This is a genomic window from Mesorhizobium sp. M0195, assembly GCF_040322115.1.
GTDB lineage: Bacteria > Pseudomonadota > Alphaproteobacteria > Rhizobiales > Rhizobiaceae > Mesorhizobium.
This window is the reverse complement of the sequence record NZ_JAMYSV010000011.1, coordinates 113,770-134,252: the sequence shown is the minus strand read 5'-3', so window position 1 is coordinate 134,252 and position 20,483 is coordinate 113,770. Positions and strand designations below refer to the sequence as shown.

Annotated in this window: 15 protein-coding genes; 6 read left to right on the top strand and 9 right to left on the bottom strand. The window is 61.7% G+C overall.

The genetic code is table 11. The features are described from left to right. Positions 1–37: 37 nt before the first annotated feature. The 6 genes from NKJ12_RS21040 to NKJ12_RS21015 form a co-directional block, all read right to left on the bottom strand. Positions 38–1,408 (bottom strand): alpha-glucosidase/alpha-galactosidase, encoded by a 1,371-nt coding sequence (locus tag NKJ12_RS21040; protein WP_352507188.1) that lies wholly within the window; start codon positions 1,406–1,408, stop codon positions 38–40. A 21-nt stretch (positions 1,409–1,429) separates the two neighbouring features. Beyond that, entirely contained in the window at positions 1,430–3,097 is a 1,668-nt protein-coding gene (locus NKJ12_RS21035) for an ABC transporter ATP-binding protein (RefSeq protein ID WP_352704855.1), read from the bottom strand. A gap of 10 nt (positions 3,098–3,107) precedes the next feature. Beyond that, the gene (locus NKJ12_RS21030) at positions 3,108–4,241 is read right to left on the bottom strand and encodes an ABC transporter permease (RefSeq protein ID WP_352704799.1); all 1,134 of its coding nucleotides are present in this window, start codon (positions 4,239–4,241) and stop codon (positions 3,108–3,110) included. A gap of 1 nt (position 4,242) precedes the next feature. Continuing rightward, positions 4,243–5,250, bottom strand: a complete 1,008-nt coding sequence (locus NKJ12_RS21025; RefSeq protein ID WP_352704797.1) for an ABC transporter permease — start codon at positions 5,248–5,250, stop codon at positions 4,243–4,245. Between the two features lie 105 nt (positions 5,251–5,355). Continuing rightward, the gene (locus NKJ12_RS21020; protein ID WP_352704795.1) at positions 5,356–7,440 is read right to left on the bottom strand and encodes an ABC transporter substrate-binding protein; all 2,085 of its coding nucleotides are present in this window, start codon (positions 7,438–7,440) and stop codon (positions 5,356–5,358) included. Between the two features lie 125 nt (positions 7,441–7,565). Next, positions 7,566–9,032, bottom strand: a complete 1,467-nt coding sequence (locus NKJ12_RS21015) for an alpha-glucosidase/alpha-galactosidase (protein WP_352704793.1) — start codon at positions 9,030–9,032, stop codon at positions 7,566–7,568. 277 nt (positions 9,033–9,309) lie between these two features. Here NKJ12_RS21015 and NKJ12_RS21010 point away from each other — a divergent pair, with 277 nt between their 5' ends. The 5 genes from NKJ12_RS21010 (at position 9,310) to NKJ12_RS20990 (ending at position 14,440) form a co-directional block, all read left to right on the top strand. Next, complete coding sequence (locus tag NKJ12_RS21010) at positions 9,310–10,107, top strand: AraC family transcriptional regulator (RefSeq protein ID WP_352704853.1); 798 nt, start codon at positions 9,310–9,312, stop codon at positions 10,105–10,107. A 495-nt stretch (positions 10,108–10,602) separates the two neighbouring features. After that, positions 10,603–11,040, top strand: coding sequence for a CBS domain-containing protein (locus tag NKJ12_RS21005; RefSeq protein WP_352472517.1), 438 nt, complete (start codon positions 10,603–10,605; stop codon positions 11,038–11,040). Positions 11,041–11,153: 113 nt separating this feature from the next. Next, positions 11,154–12,080, top strand: coding sequence for an NADP-dependent oxidoreductase (locus NKJ12_RS21000; protein ID WP_352704791.1), 927 nt, complete (start codon positions 11,154–11,156; stop codon positions 12,078–12,080). Between the two features lie 360 nt (positions 12,081–12,440). After that, the gene (locus tag NKJ12_RS20995; RefSeq protein ID WP_352704789.1) at positions 12,441–14,132 is read left to right on the top strand and encodes an FAD-dependent oxidoreductase; all 1,692 of its coding nucleotides are present in this window, start codon (positions 12,441–12,443) and stop codon (positions 14,130–14,132) included. After that, a complete protein-coding gene (locus tag NKJ12_RS20990; protein WP_352589492.1) occupies positions 14,129–14,440 on the top strand; it encodes a UBP-type zinc finger domain-containing protein in 312 nt (103 codons plus the stop codon). Before NKJ12_RS20995 ends, NKJ12_RS20990 begins: the two co-directional genes overlap by 4 nt. A 220-nt stretch (positions 14,441–14,660) precedes the next feature. Here NKJ12_RS20990 and NKJ12_RS20985 read toward each other — a convergent pair whose 3' ends face one another. From NKJ12_RS20985 to NKJ12_RS20975, 3 genes are all read right to left on the bottom strand, one after another. Further along, positions 14,661–15,830, bottom strand: coding sequence for a GNAT family N-acetyltransferase (locus NKJ12_RS20985; RefSeq protein WP_352704787.1), 1,170 nt, complete (start codon positions 15,828–15,830; stop codon positions 14,661–14,663). Next, positions 15,827–16,822, bottom strand: a complete 996-nt coding sequence (locus tag NKJ12_RS20980) for a sterol desaturase family protein (RefSeq protein WP_352507198.1) — start codon at positions 16,820–16,822, stop codon at positions 15,827–15,829. The genes NKJ12_RS20985 and NKJ12_RS20980 overlap by 4 nt, the downstream gene beginning before the upstream one ends. 237 nt (positions 16,823–17,059) lie before the next feature. After that, entirely contained in the window at positions 17,060–18,988 is a 1,929-nt protein-coding gene (locus NKJ12_RS20975; protein ID WP_352704785.1) for a heparinase II/III family protein, read from the bottom strand. 116 nt (positions 18,989–19,104) lie between these two features. Here NKJ12_RS20975 and NKJ12_RS20970 point away from each other — a divergent pair, with 116 nt between their 5' ends. Next, complete coding sequence (locus NKJ12_RS20970; RefSeq protein ID WP_352704783.1) at positions 19,105–20,346, top strand: glycoside hydrolase family 5 protein; 1,242 nt, start codon at positions 19,105–19,107, stop codon at positions 20,344–20,346. Positions 20,347–20,483: the final 137 nt, after the last annotated feature.

The window sequence follows — 20,483 nt, the reverse complement described above, 5'->3', positions numbered from 1 at the left end:
TATCAGCCGACGGTTGCTCGCGAGCTGTATCCGATACTCAGGCCGCCCGAACGCTGCGCGCTCCACGCGCCCAGGCCGGCAGCCAATTGCCATGCGCAACCAGCAAATCATCGACCAGCGACCATATCTGGTCGAGGTCGAGCTCGGCCGCCGTGTGCGGGTCCATCATCGCCGCGTGATAGATGTGCTCGCGATTCTCGGTCATCAGCGCCTGGACCGTCAGCTCCTGGACGTTGATATTGGTGCGGATCAGCGCGGTGAGCTGCACCGGTAGGTCGCCGATGAGGGTGGGTTGAATGCCGGAGGCGTCGACGAGGCATGGCACCTCGGCCGCGCAATTATATGGCAATGACGTGATGCAGCCGTTGTTGCGGACGTTGCCGTAGATCACCGACGGCTCGCCGGTCCAGACCGAGTTCATGATCGAGGACGCATATTCCTTCGACTGCTCCACTTCGATCTTGTCAGCCGAGCGATAGGCTTCCGCTTGCCCCTTCCAGCGTTCGATCTGCTCGATGCAGCGCTTCGGGTATTCGTCGAGCGGGATACCGAATTTCTCGATCAGGTCGTCGCGCCCGTCCTTGATGAAATAGGGCGTGTATTCCGCGAAATGTTCGGAGCTCTCGGTGACGAAGTAACCGAGGCGCTTCAGCATCTCGTAGCGCACTCTGTTCGGGCAGCGCGGATTCCATCCCGGCTTCGGCGCCCGCCCTTCGCTGTAGGCGCGCAGCAGATCCGGGTAGAGGTTGCGATAGGAGCCATCCAGCTGGCGGTGCTCGAACTTCAGGTAGAAGGCCATGTGATTGATGCCGGCCGAGCGGTAGCGAATCTCCTCGTAGGGAATGTCGAGGTCATGCGCCAGTTCCATCGCCGTGCCTTGCACCGAATGGCAGAGGCCCACCTGCTTGATGTCAGGGTATTTCTCAGCGATCGCCCAGGTGTTGATCGCCATCGGGTTGACATATTGCAGCATGATCGCCTGCGGGCAGACTGCAAGCATGTCCTCGCAGATCTTCCAGAGATGCGGCACGGTTCTCAAGCCGCGCATGATGCCGCCGACACCGAGCGTATCGGCGATGGTCTGGCGCAGACCGTATTTCTTCGGAACTTCGAAGTCGGTGACGGTGCAGGGCTCGTAGCCGCCGATCTGGAAGGCGACGACGACGAAATCGGCGCCCGCCAGCGCCTTGCGCTGGTCCGAATAGGTTTCGGCTTTGGCCCTCACGCCGAGCGTCGAGATCAGCTTGCCGACCACGATTGCGCTTTCCTCGAGCCGTTGCGGATTGATGTCCATCAGTGCGATCGTCGCGCCGGATAAGGCCGGACGCTGCAATATGTCGCCGACGATGTTCCTCATGAACACCGTCGAGCCAGCTCCGATGAAAGCGACCTTGGGATTTCTTGCCACAACAACCTCCGGCATAAGCAATCAGGCTACCTCGAAAGCGGCTTTGACCAGCCGTTCGGTGTAAGCGGTTTTGGGATGGGACAGGACTTCGTCGACCGGCCCCTCTTCGACGATCTTGCCGTGCTGCATGACGATGACGCGGTGGCACAGCGCCCGAACGACCTTGAGGTCGTGCGAGATGAAGATGTAGCTCAGGCCCCGTTCGCGCTGCAGCTTGCGCAGCAATTCGATGATCTGCGCCTGGACGGAGAGATCCAGCGCCGATGTCGGCTCGTCGAGTACGATGAATTCCGGTTCGAGCGCGACGGCGCGGGCAATCGCAATACGCTGGCGCTGGCCGCCGGAAAACTCGTGCGGGAAGCGCGACAGGATATCGCCGGGCATGCCGGCGCTGATCAGCGCCTCGCGCACCCGCTCGATCCGATCGTTCCTGGTGGCGCCGATGCGGTTGACGACCAGCCCTTCCTCGATGATCTGGCCGATCGTCATGCGTGGGTTGAGCGACGAGAACGGATCCTGGAAGACGACCTGCATGCGCGACCGCAACGGCCGCATCTGCGAACGTGAACAGCCATGGATCGGCTGGCCATCGAAATAGATCTCGCCGCTGTCCGTGGTGTTGAGCCTGAGCAACGCCTCGCCGAAGGTGGTCTTGCCCGATCCGGATTCGCCGACGAGACCCAGCGTCTCGTGCCGCCGAAGGGTCAGGCTGAGACTGTCGACGGCGACGAGTTCGCGCAGGTCCGGCCTCATGAACGTGCCATGCCGCAGCATGAACGAGACGCGCACATCCTTGGCTTCAAGAATGACGTCGGCGCCTTCCGGCAACGGATTTGCCTGGCCGCGCGGCTCGGAGGCAAGCAGGTGACAGGTGTAGGGATGCTGCGGATTGGCGAACAGCCTCTCCGTCACATTGTGCTCGCGCATCTCCCCATGCTGCATGACGTAGACATAGTCGGAGAACTGCCGCACCACGGTCAGGTCGTGCGTGATCAGGATCACCGCCATGCGCAGTTTCTTCTGCAGGTTTCGGATGAGATTGAGGATCTGCGCCTGAACCGTGACGTCGAGCGCCGTCGTCGGCTCATCGGCGATCAGCACATCGGGATCGTTGGCCAGCGCCATGGCGATCATCACACGCTGGCGCTGGCCGCCGGAAAGCTGGTGCGGGTATTGCTTCAGCCGCGCCTGGGGTTCAGGAATCTGCACCTGCTGCAGCAGTTCGAGCGCTCTTGCTTCGGCCTGCCTGCGGCTCATCTTGCGATGCACCCGTATCGCTTCGACGATCTGGCTGCCGATCGTGTAGATCGGGTTGAGCGAACTCATCGGCTCCTGAAAGATCATCGAGATGCGGTCGCCGCGCAGTTTGCGCCGCGCACGCTCGGAATATTTCAGGATGTTCGCCCCGTTGTATTCGACGGTCGATTTCGGCGACACGACCGCGCGTTTCGACAACAGTCCCATGACGGTGCGCGCCGTCACCGACTTGCCCGATCCCGACTCGCCGACAATGGCGATCGTCTCGCCGCGATAGAGCTGGAAGGAAATGTCCTTGACGGCTTCGATCATGCCGTGTTCGACCTTGAAATCGACGGCGATGTTGCGGGCATCGATGACCGGTTTTTCCGAACGGCCGTCATGGTCGAGCCGGACAGGCGGTGCGAAGGATTTGACGAGCGCGTGTTGCATCATGTCACGCTCAATACGGATCGACCGCATCGCGCAATCCATCGCCAAGCGCGTTGAACGCGAAGACGGTGATAAGCACGAAGCCGACCGGCGAGAGGATCCAGGGATAGGTGCCGATGACCGAATAGGTCGCGGTGTCCTGCAGCATCAGGCCCCAGGAGATCAGCGGCGGTTTTACCGCGAAGCCGAGAAAACCGAGGAAGGATTCGAGCAGGACGACGCTGGGGATCGCCAATGTGACGGCAACGATGACGTGGCTCATCACGTTTGGAAAAATGTGCTGCATGATGATGCGGCCATCTGTGGCGCCGACCGCCATCGCCGCACGGACGTAGTCGATCCGCGCCAGCGCCAGGGTCTTGCCGCGCACCTCGCGCGACATCTGCGCCCAGCCGAGCGCCGACATGACGACGATGACGAAGGCCAGGAAGACATTCGTCGGCGCCGTCACCGGAACAAGCGACGTCAGCGCCAGATAAAGCGGCAATTGCGGAAATGCGAGCACCAGTTCGACAAAGCGCTGGACCCAGACATCGAATGTGCCGCCGAAATAGCCCGACACCATGCCGACTGTCGTACCGATCACGGTGACGATGAAGACCACGGTCAATGCGATCATCAACGAGATGCGCGAACCATAGATCGCACGAGCCAGCACATCGCGGCCGAATTTGTCGGTGCCAAGGAAATGCACCGGCTGGCCGTCGGTCGAGCCGAAGAAGTGCCGGTTCGCGGGAAGCAGGCCGAGCAGTCTGTACTCCGCTCCCTTGACGAAGAAGCCGAGCAGCCGCGGATGGTCGTAGTCCGGCCCGACGACGGGTTGGAAGGTAACCGGGTCGAGGTCTTCCGAATCCGCCAGAGCATAGACGCGTGGCTGGAAGACAAAGTTGCCATCCTTGTCATGGAAGCTCATCATCTGCGGCGGGGCAAAGCCGACATCGGTCACCTTGGGATCCATCGGTGCGAAGAAGTCGGCAAACACCGCCAGCAGCACCAGAAACGCGACCAGGATGAGCCCGGCCATGCCGGTCCAGGACCGTTTCAGGCGGCGCCAGACGAGCGCGATGTAGCTCTCATTGCCGCGCGGCTTGATCTTGGCCGATTCCTCGGCAAGCGGCGGCAGCGAGGGCTCGAAGGCAAGCATCTCAGGACCCTGCATATTGGCGCACACGCGGGTCGAGCATAACGAGCAGCATGTCGGCGATGATGTTGCCAACGATCAGCGTCGCCGACAGCACCATCATGAAGGTCGCCGTGACATAGACGTCGCCAACCGCCATCGAGCCGACGATCGCCGGGCCAACGGTCGGCAGGGCAAAGATGATCGCCGTCTCGATCTCGCCGGTCAGCATATAGGGCAGCACCACGCCCTGATACATGACCAGCGGATGCAGCGCATTGGGCACCGCATGGCGCATGACGACCGCACCGCCGCTGAGGCCCTTGGCGCGAGCGGTCTCGACATATTGCGCATTCAGCGTGTCGAGCAGATTGCCGCGCATCACCCGCATGTTGTAGGCGAGCCCGCCGAAGGTCGCGATGGCGACAACCGGCCAGACATGCCGGACGAGATCGACGAACTTCGCCCAGGACCACGGCGCCCCGCCAAATTGCGGCGAAAGGAAGCTGCCGATCTCGGAGACGTTAAACTGGAAGACCAGCAGATAGACGATGATCAGCGCCATCAGGAAGCGCGGTACCGTCATTCCGAGGAAGGAAATCGCTGACAGCGTACTGTCGATCCAGCTGTACTGCCTGGTCGCCGCCCAGATACCAAAGCCGATGCCCAGCACCGAAGCCAAGAGGTGGCAGACAAGCGCAAGCAGCAGCGTGCGCGGCAGCCGCTCGCCAACCACGTCGGCGACGGGCTTGTTGTAATACAGGCTGTGGCCGAAATCGCCGCGGGTGATGATGCCGCCGATCCAGTTCAGGTATTGGAGCGGAACCGGCTTATCGAGGCCGTGCTCCACGCTGTAAGCCTTCGCCTGAGCATCGGCCTCGGCAAAGGAGGCTCCACCCTGGTTGATGAGCTGCAAGCGGATATAGTCGGCATAGTTACCCGGCGGTGCCTGGATGATCGCGAAGGTAACCACGCTCAAAATGGCGAGAACCGGTATTGCGGATGCTATGCGCATAAGCAGAAATCGCAGCATCGACCGTTTTGCTCCTCGCTCAGATTCTCAGTTATCCCTCACCGCTGGCTTTGTCCCGGCCGCGCCAGCAGCGCGGCCGGGAATTTTCAAGTCAGGGGAGGAAACTCAGTTCGTCGGACCCTTGTCCCCGGGCTTTCCGGGAAGCTGTTCGGGAAACAGCTCATATTTCTGCTGCTTGTCGGCGGCCACCCAGACCCGCTCGCGGACGATCGAGTCCTCGGCCCAGTTGAACATGAAGATTGGCGTTCCCTGCGGGATATTGGAGAAACGTTTGTTGATGATCAGCGCGCCGGGATATTCGGTGAGCCCGACGGTATAGACGTGTTCCGTCGAGATCTTCTGGAACTGCTTCATCAGGCTGGCCCTCTGGTCATTGTCCTGCGCCGAGACAAACTTGTTGACGATATCGACAAGGTCCTTCTCGAAGGGCATCAGATCTACCTGGCCGTTTTCCGGAGCGCGGTGGTTCCAGCTGGTGCGTGGGCCGACCGGCGCCAGTTGCTCGGTGTTCTGCACGACCGAGGTGAGTTCCGTTTCGTTGCGCCTTATCAGCCAGTCGAAGCGACCGGAGTAATTGGCCTGATCGCGCTGGGTACCGTTCAACCCGTTCAGGACAACGCGAATACCTAACTTCTCCATCTGACCGACGACGCCCTCCGCGAGGCTCTTGTCGGTGGTGTAATCGTTGTTGACGAGCATCACGATCTCGACATTCTTGCCGCCGGCGGTGCCGGCAGGAAAATTGACGAAGCCGTCGCCGTCCGTGTCCTTTAGGCCTGCCTTGGCGAGTTCCGCCTTGGCGCCTTCGAGATCGAAGGGGTAGTAGACCGTCGACTTCCGGTCGTAGAAGCTCGTGCCCGAGGAGAAGCCGCCGGGATAGATGGCAGTGAACGGACCCTTGACCAGCGAGTCGCCGAGCGCCTTGCGGTCGAGCGCCATGGTGACGCCCTTGCGGAAATCCTCGTTGCGGTTCAGCTCGCGTATCGCCTGTCCGCGCTCGTCGGGGTTACCCCAGCCATTGGCTGAGAAATTCATGCGCAGATTATAGCCGATCAGCCGCGGACCGAACGCAAGCCGTGCCGGCGCGTCCTTTTGTGCCGCGCGCTTCAGCGAGGCGACGAAGTTCTCCGGCTGCTCCAGATTGGAGAAGTCTCCCGCCCCCGATACCGCCTGAACGTCGCGGTCGGCCCAGGTCGACAATTTGTAGTGCAACTCGTTGAGATACGGCAGCTGGTTGCCCTTCTCGTCGACCTTCCAATAGTACGGATTGCGACGCATGACGATGATGTCATCGGGGCGGTATGCCACCGGCACCCAGGCACCCATCACCGGCATGTTCATATACTCCGGCGGGAAGGCGTTCTTGAACTGCTCGTAGGTGTTCTTCGAATATTTCGGATGCTGCGGCTTGAGGATATGCGACGGGCCCGGACAGAAGGTGCCGTAAGCCATGGCGTAAAGGTATTGTTTCGGAAAGGCGTCCTTGAACGTCCACTCGACGGTGTAGTCGTCGATTTTCTTCAGCGTCGTGCCGACGCCGAAGGTCTCCTGCGTGGCACCGTTCAGCGGCGACACATTAGGGTCGATCACCTCGTCGTCCCAGTAGAACATCACATCGTCGGCGTTGAACGGAACGCCGTCCGACCATTTCGCGCCCTCGACCAGATGCATCGTCAGCGTGTGGCCGTCCTTGGACCAGTCCCAGCTCCTGGCGAGGTTCGGCAGCGGCTCCGTGTCCTTGGCCTCGACCTGGAACAGCGGCGCGGTGCGCGTCAGGCATTCGGAAAGGCCGATGTCGATGCCGCCCCAGCCCTGCGTCTGGCCGGCACCATAGTTCCAGCCCTCCGGCCGGCCGCCGATGACATGACGCATCGTATCACCGTAGACACCGACGCCGTCCGGCATATTGCCGGTCTTGAAGACCAGCGGCTCCTTCGGTAACCGGTCCTTGACCGGCGGCAGCTTGCCTGCCTTGACGTATTTGTCGGTGACCCAATCGGGTTCGTGGTATTCCGGAAGTGCCTTGAACTCCAGGATGGAGTCGCGCGCGACGTACTTGATCTTTCCCTCGGCCGGAAATTGCGCGGGCACCGGCGGCACGGTCGGCTCGGATGCATACGCGTTCAGGGCCGAGGCCAAGACGCTAAGCGCCAGCCCGGCGAGAATGCCAATGTTTCGGAAATTCCTCATCGTCTCTCCTCCCTGTTGTTCAGGAGCGCGTTGACGCCGCTCCATTTCTCCTCGAACGAATGTACTTCCGGGTGCGGTGCCGAAAATTCCTCCCGAAAGCTTGCCGCGATCCGTCCTGGCGAAATTCAGACGGCCTGCTTGAGAGCCGTTTTTTCCGCACGTAGTTCCTCGATCGAACGGACGTCGCGCCGTGCCGCTCCGGCCCATTCACGGGTCTTGATCCTGGATTTGGAAAGCCGCTCCTTCGCGGCCGGCACCGCATCGGCATATTGAGGCAGCCAGCGGGCCTGGGCGACGACCATTTCGTCCACCATCTGCCAAACCTCTTCCGGCGTCGAAACCGCGCCGACCAGCGGATCGTGCAGGACGGCGAGCTTCAGCAGGTCGATATCGCCTGAGATCGCCGCATGAACCGACATGCGCTGGACGTTGATCGAGGAAGTGCAAGTGGCGGCGCAGGCCTCCGGCAGCGTGATGCCTGCAGCCATGTTGATGCCGAAGCGATCGACGAAGCCGGGCGACTCGATGATGGCGTCCTGCGGCAGGTTGGTGACGATGCCGTTGTTCTTGACGTTGAAATGGCCGCGATAAACGCGGTTCGTCTCCAGCGCCTCGAGAATGTGGCTGGCATGCTCGTTGGAGCGCTTGGCGGGGTCTATCGGCCTGGCGGCGGATTCCAGAAATTGCGGGAACTCCGTTTCGAACCAGTTGCGTGTTTCGGTCGAATAACGAAGGTAGCCGCCGGTCTCGCCGTGGATCCAGTCGGACATGTCTATCCAGCGGGTGATTTCGTCCGGCCGCTTGCGATACCAGGGCAGGTATTCGGAAAGATGGCCGTTGCTTTCGGTCGAATAGACGCCGAAGCGCTTCAGGACATCGATGCGCAGCTTTTCCTGCTGCGAATAGACCGGATGCGCCTCGAAGGCGGCAACCAGTTCGTCCTTACCGATCTTGCGGCCGTTGAGACGCAGGTCGATGAACCAGGTCTGATGATTGATGCCGGAGCAGATGTAGTCGAGCTCGGTGCGCGACTTGGCGCCGAGCACTTCGGCGATCTGGTCCGCGCCATGCTGGACGCCGTGGCAAAGGCCGACGGTATCGACCTTGCCATATTCGATCGCCGCCCAGGTGTTCATGGCCATCGGATTGGCGTAGTTTAGGAATTTCGCCCCAGGCTCGGCGACTTCGAGGATATCCTTGCAGAAATCGAGGATTACCGGAATGTTGCGCTGGCCATAGAGGATGCCGCCGGCGCAGATCGTGTCGCCGACGCACTGGTCGATGCCATACTTCAAGGGAATGCGGATGTCGTCCGCATAGGCTTCGAGACCGCCGACGCGAACGCAGCTGATAATGTAGCGGGCACCCTCGAGGGCGGCACGGCGGTCGGTCGTTGCCGTAACCTTGGTCGGCAGCCTGTTGAATTCGACGACCCTGTCGAGGATCGACTTGATCATCTGGAGGTTGCGTTCGCTGAGATCGGTCAGTGCGAATTCGACATCCCTGAATTCAGGAACGCACAAAATGTCGGTGAAGAGCTTCTTGGTGAACCCGACGCTTCCCGCACCGATAATCACGATCTTGAAACTCATCAGCCTCACCTCGACCTGATCGAACGCTAGGGCAAAGGCGGCGAAAAGAGGCCTGGCCCGCCTGCCACATTATGCAGGCTGGAATCCGGCACTTCCTCCCATCCGCTCGTTGACCGCGGTTTCTTTTGCTTTTCTCGAGGGATTATGCGCCTAATTCGGCACGCGACCAGAGAAGGATTATGCTTTTAGGGGTAATTTTGTGCTGCGGAACTTGATCGACATCGGGCCGGCGGGCAGGACGGTATCGCTGCCGCGCGGGCGCCAGCGCCTACACACCATGCCGACAAGCACCGGCTATGAAGTGCGCGAGAACGAGGTCTACGACTGGGATGGGCGCAAGCGCGGCCAGACGCCGTTTACCGTGCTCCAGCATACGATCAGCGGCACCGGCCGATTGCGCTACGAGAACCGGAACTACCGTCTGCAAAAGGGCGATACGTTGCTGGTTCTCGTGCCGCACAACCACCGTTACTGGCTGGCCAAGGGCGAACGCTGGGAGTTCTTCTGGATATCGATGAACGGCGAGGAGGCACTGCGCATCCACAAGTCGATCCTTGCCGCCGTCGGTCCGGTGCTGCGGCTGCAGCCCTCGACGATCGATCATCTCGCGGATTGCAGCGTACGCCTGATCACGGGCGCGGTCTCGCCGGGAGCCGCCTCGGCCGTCGCCTATGAAGCCGCCATGGCGCTCTACGACGATGTCTTCGGCTCGCATGCCGTCACCGACGACAAGAGCGCCATGCAGCCGGTCATCGACCACGTCAGGGCCAATCTCGACAGGCCGCTCCGCGTTGCCGATCTCGCCGAGATCAGCGGCCTGAGCCGCGCGCATTTCTCGCGCTGCTTCGCCGAGAGCGAGGGACTTCCGCCCGCCGAATTCGTGCTGCAGCAGCGACTGCAGCGCGCGGCGAAGTTGCTGACCAAGGCCGATTTCCTGCCGGTCAAGGAGGTCGCCATCATGTGCGGCTTCGAGGATGCCAATTATTTTTCCAAGGTCTTCCGCCGCCTCTACGGCATCAACCCGACGCAATTCCGCACCAACGGAATGTATGCCAGCCTGGGAACCGCCCGATAGATTGGCCCCGCTTGGCACCAGGTGAGGGAACGCTTTTGCTTCCCCTCGGTTTAGGACAAGAGAGCCCGCTCGCCGCGGCCGCACTCCGCTCTGGCGGAGATCAGGCCACAGATGTCAGGGGAGTGATCGATGAACAACCCCGATCCGAATAACCCGAATCCACTGCCGGACAATCCCAATCCGGAGCCGGCCCGGCCGCCTGCCCCGCCGGAGACTCCGCCGGGAGAACCTCCAGGCGTACCCCCGCCCTCGCCGGATCCAATTCCGACGCCGGACCAGGAGCCACTTGGAGTTCCTCCTGGCACGCCTTCCGAAATTCCTTCGGAGCCGACCTTTCCCGGGCCGACCGCCTGAAGGCGGTCGGAGTGGAGGATGGCAAGGGTGATTTGGCGGAGCGCTCGAAACGGGTCTTGCCATGGAACGTTTTGCGCTGGCGCTCATTCACCCTTCCATCACGCAATTCGGCGGCGGGCCCTGCAACCAACGGAGGTTAAAATGAAAGTTGGCAACTGCATGACAAAGGACGTCGAGATCGCCAGTCCGCAGCAAACCCTGCGCGATGCGGCAGAAATGATGGGTCGCCTCGACGCCGGCGCGATGCCGGTGGGCGAGAACGATCGGCTTGTCGGCATGGTAACCGATCGCGACATCGCAATCCGCGGCGTCGCCCAAGGCAAGACACCTGACGCCAAGGTACGGGAAGTGATGAGCACCGAGGTCAGGTATTGCTTCGAAGACGAAGACGCGGAGGATGTTCTGCGCAACATGGCTGACCTGAAAGTGCGCCGCTTGCCAGTGCTAAACCGTGACAAGCGCCTGGTCGGCATCGTTTCGCTGGGCGACCTCGCCACCAACAGCGAGACCGCGACAGCAGGTGAAGCGCTGAGCGGCATCTCGCAACCCGGCGGCGAGCATTCGCAAACGATACACTGACGGCGCGCCACCGGCCGGCCTTTGCCACGACCGAACCGCCGGCTTGATAGACGCCGGCCTGCCGGCGAAACAGTTCAGAGGCGAATTGGACTCAACCCGACGAGGAGCAAGCCATGATTACTATGAAGGCCGTCCGTATCCACGATTTTGGTGGACCGGAGGTTCTTTCGCTGGACGCGGTTCCGTTGGCTCAGCCCCATGACGACGAGGTCACGCTCAAGGTCTACGCGGCAAGCGTCAATCCCGTCGACTACAAGGTTCGCAAGGGCTCTTCGGGCGCGGATCTGCCCGTCACGCTCGGCCGCGACGTGTCCGGCGTGGTGGAACTGTGCGGCACGCGGGCCCATACGCTGAAGAAGGGCGATCCGCTATATGCCATGCTGGGCAACGACCGCGGCGGCAACGCCGAATATGTCGTCGTCAAGGCAACGGAGGCGGCGGCGAAGCCGCAACGCTTAAGCCACGCCGAAGCCGCCGCGGTGCCACTTGCGGGCCTTACCGCGTGGCAAGGCCTTTTCGATCACGGCGGCCTCAAATCCGGGCAGCGGGTCCTTATCCATGGCGGCGCCGGCGGCGTCGGTCACCTGGCGGTGCAGTTCGCAAAGGCCGCGGGCGCGTTTGTCGCGACGACCGTGTCCGCGCAGGATTTCGATTTCGTCCGCGCGCTTGGCGCCGACCAGGCGGTCGACTACAAGAACCAGCGCTTCGAGGAGGTTGTCGAGGACGTCGACCTCGTCTTCGACTTGGTAGCGGGTGAAACACAGGACCGCTCGTGGGACGTGCTCAAGCCCGACGGGACGCTCGTCTCAACGCTTTCCGAACCGTCGGCGGAGAAGGCCCGCCTGCATCGGGCTCGCGGCGTTTCCTATTTTACCAAGCCTAACGCGGCGCAGCTTGCCGAGATCAGCCGCCTCATCGACGCCGGGAAGGTCAGGCCATTCGTGCAGGCAATCTATCCTCTTGAGGAAGTCGCCAGGGCAGAGGAACAGCTCGAGAAGCAGCACACGCGCGGCAAGATTGTGCTTCAGGTAGCTGCCTGAGCACTCGCCGAACAACAGGCCGCAGGCCAGTTTGCGGAGCGCTCGGACACAGGCCGTTTTCTGCTGTCCAGAAGCCCGGCGGCCGAGAGTTTGACACAGGACGGCCCGCCGGGCCTGGCCGGCTTAGGTAGATGCCGGCTGAAGCAGCATGCGCCGGGTTTGCCGGGATGCGCAAATCAAACAAATCAAGGAGATGCAACGGATTGTGAGGCACGTCGCGACGACACCGTCGCACGGCCGCCGTCAGTGAACTGCGAAGCGAAGGGCACAGCGTTTACCGACAGGCGGGCTAGGTTCCTACCGGCCGCAAGCCGCAAAAAACCGCTTCAAACTGTCGGAAACCGGCGATAGGTTCGAACCATGTCTCAACCCGCCAATCCGATCTCCATTGCCCGTCGCGATCAGATGTTTCCAGCGCTGGCTGAGGCGGACCTGGACCGCATCGGCCGTTTCGGCGAAGCCGTGTCCTATGCCGCAGGCGAACAGATCGTTAAAGCCGGCGAGCTGGCGCCCGGTCTGATCGTGGTCCTGTCCGGCAAGGTGGATATCATCCAGGGGGGCAGCTTCGGCCGGCGCGAAACAATCGTCACGCACGGTGCAGGCAATTTCGTTGGCGAGTTGGCGCAGCTTTCAGCCCGGCCCTCACTGGTGGATGTGGAGGCGATCGAGCCGGTCGAGGCGCTCGTCATTCCCTCACAAAGGCTGAGGGACCTGATGGTGCAGGAAGCAAACCTCGGCGAGCGCATCATGCGGGCGCTGATCCTGCGCCGTATCGGCCTGCTCGAGAGCGGCACAGCCGGCCCGATCATTGTCGGACCGGTCGACAGCGGCGACGTATTGCGGCTGCAAGGTTTTCTGGCTCGCAGCGGTCAGCCGCATCGCGTTCTCGATTCGGCTGCCGATCCCTGCGCCAGGACCCTGATCGAACGCTTCCATGTCGATATCCACCATTTGCCGATCGTGCTTTGTCCAAACGGCAAGCTGCTGCTCAACCCCGGAGAGAACGAGCTTGCCCGCTGCATCGGCCTGGTGAGGCCGATCGACGCCGGCAAGCTGTACGACGTGGCCATTGTCGGCGCCGGACCGGCCGGCCTCGCTGCGGCCGTCTACGCGGCTTCCGAAGGGTTGTCGACGATCGTGCTCGATTGCCGTGCCTTCGGCGGACAGGCGGGTGCCTCCTCGCGCATCGAGAACTACCTCGGTTTTCCGACCGGCATTTCGGGAATGGCGCTGATGGCGCGCGCTTACAACCAGGCGCAGAAATTCGGCGTCGAGATGGTGATACCGGACGAGGCGAAGCTGCTGGGCAGCTCAAGCGACACGTCCGGTGCCCACTACACGCTCGCCGTCGGCGGCGGGGAGACCGTGCGGGCACGGTCAGTGGTGATCGCCAGCGGAGCGCGCTATCGCCGCCTCGACATGGCAAACCTGGCGCAATTCGAGGGAACCTCTGTGCATTACTGGGCTTCGCCGATCGAAGCGCGGCTTTGCGCCGGGCAAGAGGTAGCCCTGGTCGGCGCCGGCAATTCGGCTGGACAGGCTGCTGTCTATTTGGCGGCGCATGTGAAGAAGGTATGGCTGCTGGCGCGCGGCAGCAGCCTGGATGCGAGCATGTCGCGCTATCTGGTGGAGCGCGTCAGCGCACAGCCGAACATCGAAGTGCTGGCTGAGACGCAGATCACGGCGCTGGAAGGCGCCGACGGCAATCTTGGCAAAGTGCGCTGGCGCAACCGCGACACCGAGACAACACGTCCGATCCGCCACCTCTTCCTGTTCATCGGCGCCGATCCGAACACCGACTGGCTGGCGCAATGCGGCGTGGCGTTGGACACGAAGGGCTTCGTTCGCACCGGGCCTGACATTGGCCAGGAACGTGGTGCACTGGAGACGAACCGCGGCGGCGTGTTCGCCATCGGCGACGTGCGCTCCGGCTCGATCAAGCGCGTCGCCGCTGCCGTCGGCGAAGGCGCCCAGGTGGTAGCGGCGCTGCATGCATATCTCGCGCGAAACGGCAGCCTAGCCGTGGCGCCACAACTGGTCAGGAGCGTATGATGGCAGACGAATGCAGGCACGCCGGGGACATTCGCGACGTGACGCCGAGCGCGCTCGGCTGCGAGGAATGCCTGAAGAGCGGTTCGCAGTGGGTGCATCTGCGGCTCTGCCGCACATGCGGTCACGTTGGCTGCTGCGACGACTCGCCCAACCGTCATGCCACCAAGCATTTTCGGGCAACCGGCCATCCTGTCATCGAAGGCTACGATCCGCCGGAAGGCTGGGGATGGTGCTACATCGACGAAATCTTCCTCGACCTCGGCGACCGCGCCACGCCGCAAAACGGACCGATACCGCGCTTCATTTGAGCTTTTTTTGCCAGCGGGCCGCTAGAGCAATTCCAGAAAAAGTGTGAACGGTTTTCGTCCGCAATTGCGTCAAAAAAGATGGAGCTGTTCGGCGTTTCCGTGAAACGATGGACCGTTCTAAAGCATGTCGCGCAAAACTGTGCAGCGGTTTTGCGATAACGACATGCATACAACGAGAATCTAACGCGCGTCGCATGAGGCCGATCGAACGCGACGCGCTTTAGTCCAAGGCTGCTTCGGCTTGAGTGGGGGTATCGCGTCCCTTTGGTAGTGCCGATGAACGCTCGCGCATTTGCCTGACGGTCTGGAGGACACGATCGGCAAGAGATGCAAGCGCACCCTGTGCCGTGCGCGTCCCGATGACGGATTCCAGTGTAACCGCCTGCGTTGAGAATTTGTGTTTGAACGACTCTGCGCCACAGAGGAAATCGACCATGCTCAAGCCGTGATCGATCGACCACTGCACGTAATCCATCAATAGGATCACACCCGGCGACGCCCGGCCGAAATCCGGATCGAATGTCGTCACGAAGGCCATCATCACGTCGTGCTGGACGAAGTTGATCGACACCGCGACCATCACGCCATTGCATTCGAGGACGAAGATATGCAGCACGCCGGCGCGCGCCAACGCATCGACGAGCGCGGCGAGTACCGGCACGCCCTCTTCGAACAGGTCTGACTCACGCATGCGCTCGGTCAGCCATTTCCGCTTCAAGGCCGCGAGGCGCTCCAGTACCGGTTGCAGCGGCTCGTCGGGGGCAAGCAGGCGAAATCTCACCTCTCCGGTTTCTTCCAGCGCTTTGATGCCGCGCCGATAGTTCTGGCGCGTCTTTTTCGACTGGTCCGCGAACCATGCCGCTCCGCTTTCCCATTGTCCGGCAACGCGATAGCTGACTTCCGTTCGGTGAAAGTGACGAAGCCTGATGCCGCCGAAAGCTCCCGGCGTGAAAATTTTGCGGGCCGCCGCATCCGGCGAGAGACGACTGATCAAGGCAAGATCGAAGCCACCTGCATCGCAGAGTTGCGTCCATAGCTCCTGCAGCGCCGATAACGAGCATTCCGGAGCAACGAGAATATCCCCATAGTCGGTATAGCTGCCGGCCGCCCATTCGAGAAACCGCAGCCCCCTGCGCCTGCCGATCGCCAGCGGAACGACAGCAACGAGTTTCTCGCCCTTCCAGACCAGGCCGATCCGCAACGCGCGCTGGTCACGGCGTTGTACGGTACTCCACCATGCCGAAATCCAGGCATGGCTTTGAAAGATCAGCCCGTCGGTACGATGCCAAAGGTCCATCCAAGCGGCTTCGACCGCAGCCAGACGATCCGCCGAACGGACGATTTCCAGGCGCTCCGCGCCTAGGACGTCGATGGAAACAACAGTGTTCATGAAGGAGAACTGTCCTGTGGCTGCGCGACTACATTGGGCCGCCTGTGAAACAGTCGCATGACATGCCTTGCCATCTTCTTGAGCGGCAGGATGTAGAGCCCAAAGAGCGACTGATAATCGCGCACATCGCGATCGATCAGGCCAAATTTCAGGTCTTCATCCGGTTCCGGGACAAATTGCGTTCCGAACAGACGATCCCAGAACGAAAAAAGCAGGCCGAAATTCTTGTCATAATGACGAGGGTCGATGCTGTGATGCACCTGGTGCCAGTGCGGACACAGGATGATGTTGTTCAACGGGCCGAACGAGATCTTGAGATGCGTATGACGAACAAAGTCCATCATCAGGATGTTACGGATGACGTAGACGTTGATGCCGAAGATAGCGACCTCTACCGGATCGAGTGCGATCAGGCTCCAGATACCGAAGCAGATGCCCGGAATGACGCCATCCCACATGCGGTTCATCAGATCGTCCAGCGGATGAACCCGGTCCTTGGTGATCCCCACCATCACTTCGGCCGAATGATGTACCTTGTGCAATTCCCACAGGAACGGGAAACGGTGCTGGGCGACGTGGTAGAGGTAGTATGAGATATCATAGGCGACCAGCATGGTTGCGGTGAAGATGACGATCGTCACTGGTCCCGCCGGGCCGCCGAGAAGCGGCGCGTGGATGTTAAGGAGCCAGCCAATTGCCTCGCGTGTGCCATAGCCCACCGCGACGACGAAGGTGACGCCGGCGGGAATAAGCAGGAAAGGCATCATCGCCCGTTTCGTGATCCAGAACAGGGCGTCAGCTCGCGCCGACGGGTGCAGGATGACTTCCTGGGGGAAGGCGAAGTCGAAAAAATCCCTGAGGGACTTATGTTCGGCAGTTCGCCAGTAGGCGATCACCGCGCTGCCCAGTGCGGTGAGGAGAAGCAGGCCGAGCGTGGTCAGATTGACGTTCGAAAGCTTTTCCACAATCGCTCTGGCAAATTCGGAAAACATCGTTGCAGCGGCTCCTGGTCGTAAGAAGGCAGTCTGGGGTCGTACGAAGGCGATCTGGCGAATAGCAAAGCACAAAATTCCCGGCAAACCCGCTACGCCGCCTGCAACCAGTGGCTGTTGCGGACGCAGCGGGCAAAGCAGGCTGGATGGTGCGAGACTAGCAGATCAACGGTAACGAAACCGCTAAATGTCCAAACGTAATTAATGTCGAATACGGCTGGAACTCGCCCCGCAACTCTACGTTGGCGCTTTTTTTTGCCGTTGTGGCGGGTGAATTGGGGCAAGATGGATATGGATTCCGGCTTCACCCACTTCACCGTGCCAGGCGAGGCGTTCGGCTTGCTGCCTGGTGCCAAAGCGCAGTGAAACCCAACCGCCCTGCCCAGGCATGTCACCGCCAGCGCCGACGTCGAGCGCAGCGTCAGGAAAGCGGATGGCCAACAGCGCCTCGTCGCCGCGCAATACCGTGACCGTATCTTCGTGCCGGTCGGCATGGAGGCCGGCGGCCAGTTGGAAGACGATCTCGGACTGACGCCCGCCGCCGAGCAGTTGGTCGGTGATGAGGATGCCATCGGCCTGGCGCGCCAAAGTGCGCTGATGCACGACGCCGAAGCGGCTTCTATAGCCATCATGCCGGGCGCTCAGCCTCCAGTGCGGTCCCGGCTCGCTCTCCACCAGCGCTGCGACTGCCTTGTGCGACCAGTTGAAATTTCCAGCGATGGTACTTTGGCTCTTGCCCTCGATGTTCAGCGTGTTGTGCGCCGGTGTGGAGCGGAACCAGTCGCGCCATGCGCCTCCCGAGCCGTAGAGCCAGGTGCCTGGATCGACCAGCACCGGCTCACCGTCGATGCACAGGGTGAGCGACAGCGCGTCGGCATGGCCGTGCGCCGCTATCGAGAGATATCCGAGCGGTCCATGGTCGAACGTCAGTTCGACATTGCGGCCATTCATTGCTCCGCGCCAGACTGAGAGCCCGCCTTGCGGGAATGTCTGCAAGCCCTGCACCGCGGGCGCCGGACCCGACGGCGCACCAAAGAAAAGCGAACGAAAGTCGTCGGGCTCCGGCGCGTTGCCCGGCGTCCCCAGTAAGCCTTGGATGGCGGACGCGACGGATCGGATATAGTTCGGCTCATCCCCCAGCTTCAGCACGTGGCCCTCATCGTCGTCGCCGAAGCGGGCGGCTTTCTGTGGCAGCCAGCCGACGAAATTAGCGAAGGCGCCCAGACGCGCTTCGACAGCCGAGGGAAACGGCGTTCCCGCCTGGCGTGCCGCGGCGGCGCAGAGCAAGATGAGTTCGGCGCTGAAGGCTGCATAGGTCGGTGTTTGCTCGGCACCTGCGCCATCGGCAAGTATCTGCTTGTGCGTCTCATTCAGGAGGGCGCCGCGGGCGATTTCGGATCCGGCCCCGAGCGCCAGGCCGACCAGATATTCGCCGGCCAACTCTGCGACCAGATGGTTGTTGGCGGAGGAATATCGCGACGGAAACCGCGGCAGCCAATAGGCGCTTGCCGCTAGTATCTCACCAGCTTTCCGCAGCGTCGCTGGGTCAAGCTGGTCGCCGACGAGGTCCAGGGTGACGATCAGACTGATGGCCCGCAGCGCTACTTCGATGCCGGACGCCCAGCCGATGCCTCGGAACGGTGGATTGGCGGAGTGCCAACTACCGATTGCCGCCTCGATGGCACTCCGGGATCGATCGTCCTCGCCGAGGAGCAGGTGTGCAGCCAGTGGCGGCAATTGCTGCAGCCGGTTGATCTCCCAGACATATTTTATATCGCCAAGGTCGCCGCCGTGGCGAAAATCGATGTCGAAAGTATGAGCCTCGGGGCCAGGCCAAAGCCTGCCGGTCACTGGATCAAGACGCCAAAGCTCGGCAGGAAACAACAGTTCGGGCTCACGCTTTGGCCATGTCCGCCCGAGTGCAGAAAACCGGCCCTGAAGCATCTCTTGCGCGGCCGCCGCTATGGCTTGCCGTTGGGCGTCGGTCGCTGCCAGCGCAGCATGGCGAAATCCGGGCAGCACTGGGTGCAACCGCGGCGATGGATAGCGCTCCCACCCATCATCGCGGCGGCGCGACGCGATCCTTCGACGTTGCTCGCCCAGCCGGTGCAGCACCTCGGCCGGTCCCATGCTGCGCAATCGGTTGATGTACCAGCCGATTCTCATGCACGCCCCGTCAACGTTTCGGTCGTTGTATACCATGCCGTCGAAAAGCTGCGCGCCGGCAATCTTCTTTCCCGTTCGTTGCGGTTAATATCTCCGGCGACCATACGGAGAGAGCGATGCGAAAAGCGGCGTGTGTTGTTGCCTGGGTGCTCGCCTTGCTTGTGGCTGCCGACGCAGCGCCCATCGCTCTCAAGCGCGGCGTTGGCGTGCATCAGTGGCTCAACTGGTCGCCGGTGGAAAAAGACGGAACCTACGTTTGGCCGCCCTATCGCCGCGAAAAGGAGTGGCTTGCGGAAAGCAGGCCGCTCACCGACTGGCCGTCCGGGGAGGTGTTCGCCCACATCCGATCGATGGGCTTCGACTTCGTCCGGCTGAGCGTCGATCCCGGCCCGCTGCTTGCCAGCGAGGGCGCCAAGCGGCAACAGGCGCTGGACATACTTGCCGCCGCCGTCGAGCGGATCACGTCGACCGGCCTCAAGGTGGTTTTCGACCTGCATGGCGTCACTCAGGTTCCCGACTACAGCATGGAGATGATCTATGGCGGCGCCGACAGCGAGGGCGTTGCCCGCTATCGTCAAATGGTTGTGGCGGTCGCCGCCATGCTGGTCAAGATAGGCACCGACAAAGTCGCCCTCGAACCTTACAACGAGCCCGCATACTACCCTTGCGATGCGAGCGGCAGCGATGACTGGCAGCGGATCATGGCAGGGACCGTCCACGACATTCGAGCGGTCAGCAGTGAACTTACCATCGTTGCAACCGGCGCCTGCGGCGGCAGCATTGCCGGATTGGTCAACCTCAGCCCCGGCTTTGATGACCCAAACCTCTATTACAGCTTCCATATGTATGAGCCGCACAGCTTCACCCACCAGCGGCCCGATGACACAATCAGCTTTGCTTCGGGACTTCCCTGGCCGGCCGACAGCAGTACACCCGAAGTGGTGACCCAAACCCTTAGAGCGCGGATGGAGGCTGCCGGCTTGAGCAGGGTCGAGCAGGTCATGAACATGGCCACCGCGCGCCAAGCAATCGCGAGGTATTTCGAGCAGAACTGGGGCCAGAGCCAACTGGAGGCGAGCTTTCGCCAGGCTGTCGACTGGGCTGAAGGCCATGGCATCCCCAGTCGGCGGCTCTTCATGGGCGAATTCGGCGCTATCCTCATGTCCGCGGACGGCCGCATGGGCGCCTTTGAGGCCGACCGTTCGCGCTATCTTAAGGCAGTGCGCGGAGAGGCCGAACGCTTTGCGATCCCATGGTCTGTCTGGGAGTTCTCCAATCCCTATGGGATGAGCCTCATGCTGCCCGATGGCCCCCCGGTACCCGACCCGGAGATGCTGCAGGCATTGGGCCTGCCATAGGTGCCGTCACTCGCCCTCACCAGCGAACAACCGGTGGCAACCCCTGACCGCCAGGCTCCATCGAGGATGGCCCGTGGCAGCTTTCTCCCGGTCGGGTTGTGTCGGCACGAAGTGTTTAACACATTTGTTGTACTGAA